The following is a 10596-nucleotide window of genomic DNA, read 5'->3' as shown; positions in this document are numbered from 1 at the left end:
CAGAGCGAGACAACGGCGCGAAAGCATCATGATGCATGCAAAGCGTCATGCAGGTGCCGTAAACACTTGAACACTTGAACCGAAAATACGCTAATCAGACTGCATTCGAATGACTGCGCCCGCGCAGCCATTCCAGCGTCAGCAGCAGGCACGTCGAGAAAACGATCAATATCGTGGCCACGGCTGCGATAATGGGGCTGATGTTTTCCCGGATGCCGGTAAACATTTGCCGAGGCAAAGTCACTTGTTCAGGGCCCGCCAGGAACAAGGTAATGACGACCTCATCGAACGACGTCGCAAACGCGAATAAGGCGCCCGCAATGACGCCAGGCGCGATAATCGGCAATGTTATCGTGAAGAAGGCCCGCGGCGGGCTGGCGCCCAGGCTGTAAGCCGCGCGTACCAGGTTCTGGTTGAAGCCCTGCAGGGTTGCCATGACGGTGGTCACGACAAAGGGAGCGCCCAGTGCGGCGTGCGCCAGTATCAGCCCCGTATAACTGCTGGTCAGGCCGTAGGGGGCAAAGAACAGGTAGATCCCCACGCCAACTACGACTAGCGGGACGATCATGGGTGAAATCAGCACTGCCATCAGCAGGCTCTTTCCGAAGAAGTTGCTGCTGTGAAGGCCAACGGCCGCAAGCGTGCCCAATATGGTCGCAATCACTGTCGCCGATGGCGCAACGATAAAGCTATTGCGGGCTGCGCGCATCCAGTCGTCGGAAGCGAATAGCGCCTGATACCATTTCAGCGAGAAAGCAGGGATGGGGTATAGCAACAAACTGCTTTCGCTGAACGACAATGGCACGATCACCAATATGGGCAGCACCAGGAATACCAAAATCAGAAGGCTCAGGATGCGATGACCATAATGCCAGGCGCGTTCCAGTCGGGATGTGTAAGGGGGGAATTTGCTTGTGCGTAGTGCCATGGCGGTCGCTCCTTAGCCCAACCCAAGTTCGCGACCGGACAGTCGCCGGTATAGGGAATACAGCACCAGCGTGCCGACAAGCAGTAAAAATCCGAGAGCGCTTGCCATGCCCCAGTTGATGGTCTGGTTGGTGAAATAGGCAACGTAGTAGCTGATCATCTGGTCGCCCGCGCCGCCCAGCAAGGCGGGGGTGATGTAGTAGCCCACGGCGATGATGAAGACCAGCAAGGTTCCTGCGCCGACACCGGGATAGGTCTGCGGGACATAAACGCGCCAGAAGGCGGAAAACGGATGGCTGCCCAGTGATATGGCGGCACGCTGGTACGTGGGCGGGATGGATTGCATGACGCTGTAGATAGGCAGGATCATGAAGGGAAGCAGGATGTGGGTCATGGCGATGTAGACGCCCAGCCGATTGAACAGCAGCTCTATCGGCGTGTCAGTCACTCCCAGGCCCATCAGCGATTTATTGACCAGGCCTTGACGCTGCAGCAGCACGACCCATGCGGCGATACGCACCAGGATGGACGTCCAGAATGGTATCAATATACAAATCATGACGAGGTTTGCACGGCGCTTGGACAGGGTGGATATCCAATAAGCCAGGGGGTACCCCAGCAGCAACGTAGCCAGCGTGACGACGGCGCTAATCAAAAAAGTGCGTCCGAATATATCGAGGAAGGCCGATGTGGTGGGCGGTACGCGCACGATGCTGCCATCGGGCTCTTGCTTCAAGTCCAGGGATGCCAGCAGGTAATAGGCGGAATAGGGTGCGGCATTATTGGCGATCGCCTGCCAGTAGGCCGGATCGCCCCAGCGCGGGTCGATCTTCAGGAAGGCGGCCTTGATGCCGCTGTCGCCTAGCGTTTTGACGTCATCCAGCGGCATGCGGCGCACGGTTTTGAATATCAGTGTGCGATAGCCGGAAATTTCATAGTTCAGCCTGCGGGCCAGACTGCCTGTGGCGGATTGATCTTTGGCGCGCTGTAAGTCGGCCATCAAGGCAGCATAGCTGGTGTCGGGCGGCGCCTGCTGACCATCCCAGGTTTTCAGCGAAGCCAGGGTGTCGGGAAGGCGTTGTATGACTTCCGGGTTGTCAACGGCGCGATACAGCAGGGCGCTGATCGGCACCACAAAAATAACCAGCAAAAAGATCGCCAATGGCGCAATCAGCAGCAACGCACGCCACTTTTGTTTGCGTGCCGTTGCCGACATGGCTTTTTTTATATTTGGGCTGGCTGTGCTTAGCATTTCGCTCATGGATTTGCCGGTCTCGATGGCCCCCGCATGCCGAGGCGGACAGGGGCCTTTCAGGGCAGTTGTGGTGCGTTATCGGGTGGACCAGGCAGAGAACCGTTGATCCAGTTCTTCACCGTGATCAGCCCAATAGTCATAACTGGACAGCAAGGCGTTCTTGATGTTTTGGGGCGAGTTCGGCAGATCAGCCAGCAGCTTTGGATCGAGCTTGTCAATCGCCTGCTTATTGATGGGACCATAGGCGATATGTTGCGAGTACGCGACCTGAGGTCCTGTGGATGAAGCGAACTTGATGAATTTTTCAGCCAGCTCTTTGTTGGGCGCGCCTGTAGGAATGACCCAATAGTCCAGATCGTAAATGCTTTCGTTCCAAACGATTTTCAGGGACTGGCCTTCGCGATTGGCGGCATCGATACGGCCGTTGTAAACCGTGGACATGGCCACGTCGCCGGCAGCCAGCATTTGCACGGGTTGGGCTCCCGCCTCCCACCACTGGATGTGGGGCTTGAGTTCATCAAGCTTGCTGAAGGCCCTGTCTATGCCCTCAGGTGTCGCGAGGACTTTGTAGACTTCACCGGGCGCCACGCCGTCGGCCATGAGCGCGAATTCCAGATTGTAGCGGGCGCCTTTACGCATGCCGCGCTTGCCTGGGAATTTTTTGACATCCCAGAAATCGGCCCAGCTATTGGGTGCTGTTTTCTGAGTCTTGCCGTTGTAGGCCAATACGGTTGACCATACAAAAGTGCCTACCCCGCAATCGTGGACTGCTTCGGGGATGAAATCGGCCTTGTTGCCTATCTTGGACCAATCCAGCTTTTCGTATAGACCCTCGTCGCAACCGCGGCCCAGATCCGCCGTTTCTACTTCGACAGCATCCCACACGACATTATTGGTTTCGACCATGGCTTTGACCTTGGCCTGTTCGCCGTTGTAGGCCACGCTGATTATCTTGATACCCAATTCCTTTTCCAGCGGCTGCACAAAAGCGACCTGCTGTGCATCGCCGTTGGCGCCACCGAAGTTGACGATAGTCAGATCGCGCGCTTGGGCGGAATTTGTTGCGCCAGCCAATAAACAGGCAGCGAACCCTGCGCCATATAGCGCTTTATGAATTTTCATATTGGTCTCCTTTGTATGTTTTATGTTGTGGCTTGGTACTGTTCAAGGGGTGAATGCTCTGACATGCTGCGGCAGCGCTTGCAAGAAAACGGGACTGCCCGGCGTTAGTCCATCGATTGCTGCCTGGTTGTTGTCCAGCGGCAGCTTGACGAAAATAGAGTCCGCCGCGCCCACTTGGCAACGCAGGCGTACGTGGTCGCCGAAATAGACGGTATCGAGCGCGGTAGCGGCAATGGCATTGGCTTGTCCGCTGCCGACGATGTGCAGGCGTTCGGGGCGTATTGCTATGACACAGGACGCTCCGGCGGCCAGGCCGCCGACATTCAATGCACTCAGTTGCGATGATTCCGCCAGCCGCACTACGCATTGCCCGTCGCGAGCAGACTCGACTGTGGCCCCAAGGTGGTTGCAGTCCCCGACGAATCCCGCCACGAAGCTATTGCACGGCGATTCGTATAGCGTGTCCGCGGCGGACACCTGCTGAATGATGCCCTGATCGAATACCGCGACTCGATCCGACATAGTCAGCGCCTCGCTTTGATCGTGGGTGACATATACGAAGGTGATGCCCAGCGAACGGTGCAGAGCTTTGAGCTCGAGCTGCATGTGTTCGCGCAGTTGCTTGTCCAGCGCCCCAAGCGGTTCATCCATGAGCACCAGTTTGGGATTGAACACCAGGGCTCTGGCCAGGGCGATGCGTTGCTGCTGGCCGCCGGACAACTGGCTGGGATAGCGTTTGGCAAAAGCGCCCATCTGCACCATGGCCAGGGCTTCGGCGATACGTTCCTTGCGCTGCCGCGCCGGCATCTTCCTGACTGTCAGCGGATACTCAAGGTTTTTCTCGACGCTTAGATGGGGGAACAAGGCATAGTTCTGAAAGACCATGCCAATATTGCGCTTGTGCGGAGGTACATTGTTCAGGCTTTGCCGTTCGAGCAAAATTTCCCCGCTGGTGGGAAACTCAAAACCCGCGAGCATCATAAGGCAAGTGGTTTTGCCGGAGCCCGAAGGCCCCAGCAATGACAGGAATTCGCCAGGATAGATATCCAGGTTCAGGTCCTTGACTACCAGCGTCTCGCCGTCGTAAGACTTCTGGACATTGCGAAAGCTGACCAATGGTTCCGGCTTAGATGCTGTTTCCATATCCGCCACAAGTAAATCACATGATCTCTTGTAGCGCTTTTTACCTTATATTGCGACAGTCATTAAGCGGGGTAAACCACTATTGGGTGTTATTCACATCGGTGGGCTTGCATGTCGAGTTCCTTGCACAAAGCAAGAATATCGGCCAATTGATCACGGTATACCAGCACCGACTGAAAGTCGTTGGTATAGCTCTCGCCAAAGCACAGCAGGCAATATTTCTCGTGATGTACCTGCAATTGCTTATCCACCCAGTCGTAAAAATCTGACAGGGTTTCAAAGTTATTGTTGTCGTAAGGGTACTCGGGCAAGGCAGGGTTCTCGAACGCATCGACGATTTGCTCGTATAGCTCATCGACATTGTCGGCAACCGCAAAGTAGTCTTCCAATTCGACAAAAATGATAAATGCCATGACGCCGGCAGGATCATACTGCGCCACCTTGGCGGCGTCGGCGCCATAATTGTCCTTCAGCGTCTTCGCCGGATCGGTCTTGGCTTGTTCGCAGATGTTTACGATGCGGGCAGTCTCATGCTCGTCCATGTCCCCGCAGGACAATAGGCCAATAAGCGTTGCCAGTTTGGTCTGATAAGAGTCGGGTTCGATAGTCATATGGCGTTTTATTTCCTGAGTTTGGCGAAAGCGGCTGCCATGGCGCCTGAAGCGGCCGGCTCGGCCTGACGTTTCTGCGAGGCATTGCTACGCCCGGCACCCCCTGATGCGGGACGTTGTTCTCCGCTGCCGCGGCGTATTGGCGCAGTGTCATCTTTCAGGCGCATGGTGAGGCCGATCCGCTTGCGCGGCGCATCGACTTCCTGCACTTTGACAGTGACGGTTTGGCCGACCCTGACCACATCGCGCGGGTCTTTGACGAAGGTGTCAGAGAGCGCCGAAATGTGCACCAGGCCATCCTGGTGCACACCTACGTCGACAAAAGCGCCGAAATTGGCTACGTTGGTGACGACTCCTTCAAGAATCATGCCGGGCAGCAGATCGTTGATGGTGTTGATTCCTTCCTTGAATTGTGCCGTCTTGAATTCGGGACGGGGATCGCGACCGGGCTTTTCGAGTTCGGAAAAAATATCTTTCACGGTAGGCAACCCGAAACGCTCGTCAGTGAAGTCGGATGGAGAGACACCTTTCAAGGCGCCTTGCTGACCCATGATGTTGTGCGCTTCGGCCTTGATCTTTTCAAGTATGCGTTCCACCACAGGATAGGCTTCGGGGTGGACGGAAGAGGCATCCAGCGGATTGTCGCCATCTGGAATGCGAAGAAATCCCGCCGCCTGTTCAAATGCTTTGTCGCCGAAACGGGGTACTTTCAGCAGTGCTTTCCGGTTCGGAAAGGCGCCGTTCTCGTTACGCCAGCTTACAATGTTTTTAGCCAAAAGCGAGCTCAGGCCTGACACGCGCGTAAGCAGCGGCGCCGAAGCGGTATTAAGGTCAACCCCGACGGCGTTCACACAATCTTCAATCACGGCATCAAGCGATCGGGCCAATTCGCGCTGGTTTACATCGTGCTGATACTGGCCCACGCCGATGGCCTTGGGCTCTATCTTGACCAATTCAGCCAGCGGATCCTGGAGGCGGCGCGCTATGGATACCGCCCCGCGCAGCGTAACGTCCAGATCGGGGAATTCATGTGCGGCAAGCTCCGACGCCGAATACACCGACGCACCAGCTTCGGACACGATGACGCGAGTCAGTGTCAGCGCAGGGTATTTTTCCTGCATGTCGATAACCAGCTTTTCGGTTTCGCGCGAAGCCGTACCATTGCCGATAGCGACGAGCTCGATCTTGTGTTTGGCCGCAAGGGCAGCCAATACCTTGATGCTGCCATCACGGTCTCGGCGCGGTTCGAAGGGGTAGATGGTTGCGGTATCAAGCACTTTGCCGGTGGCATCGATGGCGGCAACTTTGACGCCGGTTCGAATGCCGGGATCAAGGCCCAGCACCGCTTTCGGGCCGGCGGGGGCCGCCAGTAAAAGATCTTTCAGATTGGCGGCGAAAACACGTATGGCTTCTTGTTCCGCCGTATCGCGCAGGCGTCCGACGAGTTCGGATTCGAACGCTGTCAACAGCTTCACGCGCCACGTCCAGCGGGATACTTCGCCCAACCAGCGGCCACGCGCCGATGCATTGAGTCCGAAGTCGGCGCCGACTTTCAAGAAGTCGGCAATCCGGACTACGCAGGGATGGGGTATTTGTGCTTCAAGATCAGCTTCCAATCCCAGGCGTATGTCCAGCGCGCCTTGCTGGCGGCCACGCAGCAGGGCCAGGATTCTGTGGGAAGGCAAGGAACGCAGCGGCTCGTTAAAGTCGAACCAGTCGCGAAAATTATCGCCCTCGTTTTCTTTGCCTTCGACGACCTTGGAATACAGAAGCCCGGTTTTCCACAGGTGCTCACGCATATTGGCCAGCAGGTCCGCATTTTCAGCATAGCGTTCTGCAAGAATATCGCGGGCGCCGTCCAGAGCGCCTTTGACGTCGTTGATCGAAGCTTCCGGATTCAGGTAGCTTTCTGCCAATATGGCTGGGTCGCAGGTGAGATCGGCGATAATGCCGTCGGCCAGCGGCTCCAGGCCGGCTTCGCGGGCAATCTGAGCCCGTGTGCGGCGTTTGGGCTTGTAGGGAGCATATAAGTCTTCCAGGCGCTGCTTGGTGTCGGCAGCGTTGATTTCCTGGTGCAGCGCGGGGTTAAGCTTGCCTTGCTGTTCGATAGACTCAAGAATGGCGATACGCCTGGATTCAAGCTCGCGCAGATACAGCAGTCGTATCTCGAGGTTACGCAGTACAGTGTCGTCCAGCCCTCCGGTGATTTCTTTGCGGTACCGGGCAACAAACGGAACTGTTGCTCCTCCGTCGAGCAGTTCGACCGTGGCCGCAACCTGGTTGGGACGCACATTAAGTTCGTTGGCCAGTAGGGCGATAATGCGGGCGGGATCCGCCTCTTGTACGACAGAGGCGGGTTTAGCTTGAACAGAGGTATCAGTCATTAGTCCATCATTTAACGTAAATCACGCGGCGAATTTTGCCACAACCCGACGCCGCGCTGGAAAATACACGGGTATCATCACGTGTAGTCTTATAAACAATTGTGAAGAGCGCCACGCGCGCCAATCAACATACAAGTCTACATGCGCGGTCTTCAGCCTGACGACTTTACCCTTTTTTTCAGCCCCTTTCATGCGGGCAGACTCAATAGTCACTTTAAATGCTTTTGCAAGAACTATCCGATATCTTCGCCCCTGATGGCCCTATTGCCAAGGCCATGCCCGACTATCGCCCCCGGCAGGCGCAACTTGAGCTTGCCCAGGCCATTGAAGAGGCGTTGCGTGATCATTCCACCCTGATCGCCGAGGCGGGTACCGGTACAGGCAAAACTTGGGCATATCTGGTGCCGGCATTTTTAAGCGGTAGCAAGGTGCTGGTGTCTACCGGTACGCGGACGCTGCAAGATCAGTTGTTCAGGCGTGACTTGCCGCGTCTGCGCAAAGCCTTGGCGCTGCCGATTAACGTTGCCTTGCTCAAAGGACGGGGTAATTACGTTTGTCATTACCATTTGGAACGCTTGTCGGGTGATGACAGGGCATTGAAATCCCGTGCTGAAATAAGCCAACTGCGGCACATACAGGTTTTTGCTCAACAATCCAAAAGCGGCGATAAAAGCGAACTGACACCTGTCCCGGAAGAAGCCGATATCTGGAGCCGGGTGACTTCGACGCGGGAAAACTGCCTCGGCCAGGAATGCCCGAATGTGCGCGACTGTTTCGTCCTCAAGGCACGTCGTCAGGCCCAGGAGGCTGACCTTGTGGTGGTGAACCACGCATTGTTCATGGCCGACCTGGCATTGCGCGAGGAAGGCATCACTGATTTGCTGCCGGCGGTCGAGCTGGTCGTCTTTGACGAAGCGCACCAGTTGCCCGATATTGCAACGCGCTTCCTGGGCTCTAGCGTGTCTTCGCATCAACTGCTCGACCTGGCGCGGGCCGCCGAGGCAGCCGGCCTAGCCTATGCGCGCGAATCCACCAACTGGAGCGAGGTCGGTAGAAAAATTGAACATGCCGCGCGGGAATTGCGCCTTGCCGCGGCGCCCATCGACAAGCTGCCGGGTCGGAAAGCCACTTTCCAAGCCATTCCTAACGCAGCTGAATTCGACGCGGCGCTGGCAACCTTGCTGGAAGTTCTGGACGCCAGTACTGCGCTGCTGGGCGTGGTAAGTGAAAAGCATCCCGATCTGGCTGCGGTGGCCAAGACATGCCTGGACATCCGGGCAAAGCTGTATCAATGGAGCCAGCCAGACAGGCAAGGAAACAATGCCCTCAAGCCAGCCAAACCCGAGGGCGAGGCTGACGGCGCAGCAAAGGAAAAAGACACGTCGGCCGCCGTGCGCTGGGTAGAGCACAGCCTGCATCACATGCGTTTGCATAGCGCTCCGCTGTCGGTAGCGCAGATTTTTTCAAGATATCGCGGCAAGGATCAAGCCTGGGTGCTGACATCGGCGACGCTGTCAGTACATGGCGATTTTGGTCACTTCATGCGCCAGCTAGGCTTGTGGGATGCCCGAACCGAAAGCTGGAACTCACCGTTCGACTATGCAGGCCAAGGCGTGCTGTATGTCCCCAAGAACTTGCCATTGCCCAGCGATCGCGACTTCAACCAGAAATTCGTCGATACGCTCATGCCGCTGATCAAGACCTGTTCGGGCGGCGTGCTCGTGCTGTGTACTACTTTGCGGGCGGTGGACCGTATTGCTGAATTGCTGGAAGAACGCTTTGAGGACGAGGATATCGACCGTTTGCTGTTGCGCCAGGGTGAAAGTTCTCGCGGCGTGTTGCTGGAACGCTTCCGGGCCGGCAAGAATGCAGTGCTGGTCGGAAGCGCCAGTTTCTGGGAGGGCATTGATGTGCCCGGCGACGCGTTGACTTTGGTAGCGATCGACAAGTTGCCCTTTGCGCCGCCTGATGACCCGGTACTTGAGGCTCGGTTGAATCTGTGTCGTACGCAGGGCGGTAACCCTTTTATGGAGTATCAGTTGCCGGAAGCTGCCATTGCGTTGAAGCAGGGGGCTGGCCGCTTGATCCGTTCGGAGCAGGACTGGGGGGTGTTGATGGTGGGCGATGCCCGTATTGTCGAGAAGCCTTACGGTAAGCTGCTATGGCGAGGCCTGCCGCCATTCGCCCGCACGCGGGAGCCGGAGCAGGTGTTAGCTTTCTTTGCCAGGATGCAGGGGGCGCAGGAGTAAGGTTTTTTCTTGCTGTTGCTGTTGCTTAGGACGCTGTCGGTGCGTTCTTGCTTGTTTATCTTCTGACACGCCGTGGCTGCGGTGATGGGAATATGGGCTCCTCGTGGCCCGATTCGGCGCCCTGCGCGCCGAACCAGCGTGGCCTCGTTCGTCCACCCCATTCGGGGCGCCCGGCATAGGGGTTCCCTTCACGTCCGGCCCGCTGGCGAGCCCCTACGCCGGGTGCCCCGAACGTCGCCCATATCCCCATCACCGCAGCCACGCCTGCGATAGATTAATCGGCAAGGTCGCTGGGACGGGCAGCGTGCTTGGCCTTTTTGCCTAAACTCCGGCAAGTTCCAAAGAAATCATGCGCTCGTCCTCCGCGCCCCGCCAGCCGGGGCTCTCGGACGTCAAGTCAGGTATTAGTCACGGCCGTATGCTTATGTTGCTGCGATTTGTTATCCGTAGCAGGTCCAGTTCGCGGTGGCCTGCTTAGACCGCTGCGGCAACACGCCATACGGCCCAGCGTCGTTGACCGTGGCCTGCATTGGTCCGTTCACAGGCAGCGTTACGCAAAAAGGCCAAGCACTCAGCCCGTCCCAGCGATGCTTCAAATTTCCATTGCGCAGCGTGTCAGGGCCTACGGGGTGGTGTTGCAGCGACTTTCGGGGCGGAGCGGGCCGGAAGTGAAGGGAACCCCGGACGGGGTGGACGAACGAGGCCACGCGATGTTCGGCGCCGAAGGGCGACGAACCGGCCACGAGGAGCAAAACACCACCCCGTAGGCCCTGACACGCGGACTAAGAAGAAAGTAGATGCTCAGGCCTGACACGCGGATCCAAAGGAGGTCAGATGCCCAGACCTGACGCGCCTATTAAGAACATCGGATCCATTACAGCGTCAGAAGCGTTTGACCACAGCAT

At 57.1% G+C, this 10596-nt stretch carries 7 protein-coding genes; 1 reads left to right on the top strand and 6 read right to left on the bottom strand.

Annotation, left to right across the window (positions count from 1 at the left end):
* Positions 1 to 94: 94 nt before the first annotated feature.
* The 6 genes from ABWO67_RS16750 to ABWO67_RS16725 form a co-directional block, all read right to left on the bottom strand.
* The gene (locus ABWO67_RS16750) at positions 95 to 928 is read right to left on the bottom strand and encodes an ABC transporter permease (protein WP_353153617.1); all 834 of its coding nucleotides are present in this window, start codon (positions 926 to 928) and stop codon (positions 95 to 97) included.
* 12 nt (positions 929 to 940) lie between these two features.
* Positions 941 to 2188: an ABC transporter permease gene (locus tag ABWO67_RS16745; RefSeq protein WP_353153614.1), complete on the bottom strand. Its 1248-nt coding sequence runs from the start codon at positions 2186 to 2188 to the stop codon at positions 941 to 943.
* Between the two features lie 69 nt (positions 2189 to 2257).
* Positions 2258 to 3304 carry an ABC transporter substrate-binding protein gene (locus ABWO67_RS16740; RefSeq protein WP_353153611.1) on the bottom strand — a complete coding sequence of 349 codons (1047 nt, stop codon included), beginning with the start codon at positions 3302 to 3304 and terminating at the stop codon, positions 2258 to 2260.
* Between the two features lie 42 nt (positions 3305 to 3346).
* On the bottom strand, positions 3347 to 4447 hold the full coding sequence (locus ABWO67_RS16735; RefSeq protein WP_353153609.1) for an ABC transporter ATP-binding protein: 1101 nt from the start codon (positions 4445 to 4447) through the stop codon (positions 3347 to 3349).
* Positions 4448 to 4536: 89 nt separating this feature from the next.
* Positions 4537 to 5058, bottom strand: coding sequence for a hypothetical protein (locus ABWO67_RS16730; RefSeq protein WP_353153607.1), 522 nt, complete (start codon positions 5056 to 5058; stop codon positions 4537 to 4539).
* Positions 5059 to 5066: 8 nt separating this feature from the next.
* Positions 5067 to 7442, bottom strand: a complete 2376-nt coding sequence (locus ABWO67_RS16725) for a Tex family protein (RefSeq protein ID WP_353153604.1) — start codon at positions 7440 to 7442, stop codon at positions 5067 to 5069.
* Positions 7443 to 7660: 218 nt separating this feature from the next.
* Here ABWO67_RS16725 and yoaA point away from each other — a divergent pair, with 218 nt between their 5' ends.
* A complete protein-coding gene (yoaA, locus tag ABWO67_RS16720) occupies positions 7661 to 9691 on the top strand; it encodes a DNA repair helicase YoaA (protein ID WP_353153602.1) in 2031 nt (676 codons plus the stop codon).
* Positions 9692 to 10596: the final 905 nt, after the last annotated feature.

The sequence above is a fragment of the Pollutimonas bauzanensis genome (assembly GCF_040393045.1).
GTDB lineage: Bacteria > Pseudomonadota > Gammaproteobacteria > Burkholderiales > Burkholderiaceae_B > Pollutimonas > Pollutimonas bauzanensis_A.
This window is presented reverse-complemented; position numbering and strand designations above follow the sequence as displayed.

Excerpts from the sequence above, each read along its gene's own strand:
- ABWO67_RS16730 (WP_353153607.1), bottom strand. The coding sequence starts at position 5,058 with ATGACTATCGAACCCGACTCTTATCAGACCAAACTGGCAACGCTTATT.
- ABWO67_RS16740 (WP_353153611.1), bottom strand. The coding sequence starts at position 3,304 with ATGAAAATTCATAAAGCGCTATATGGCGCAGGGTTCGCTGCCTGTTTA.
- yoaA (WP_353153602.1), top strand. The coding sequence starts at position 7,661 with ATGCTTTTGCAAGAACTATCCGATATCTTCGCCCCTGATGGCCCTATT.
- ABWO67_RS16745 (WP_353153614.1), bottom strand. The coding sequence starts at position 2,188 with ATGAGCGAAATGCTAAGCACAGCCAGCCCAAATATAAAAAAAGCCATG.
- ABWO67_RS16735 (WP_353153609.1), bottom strand. The coding sequence starts at position 4,447 with ATGGAAACAGCATCTAAGCCGGAACCATTGGTCAGCTTTCGCAATGTC.
- ABWO67_RS16725 (WP_353153604.1), bottom strand. The coding sequence starts at position 7,442 with ATGACTGATACCTCTGTTCAAGCTAAACCCGCCTCTGTCGTACAAGAG.
- ABWO67_RS16750 (WP_353153617.1), bottom strand. The coding sequence starts at position 928 with ATGGCACTACGCACAAGCAAATTCCCCCCTTACACATCCCGACTGGAA.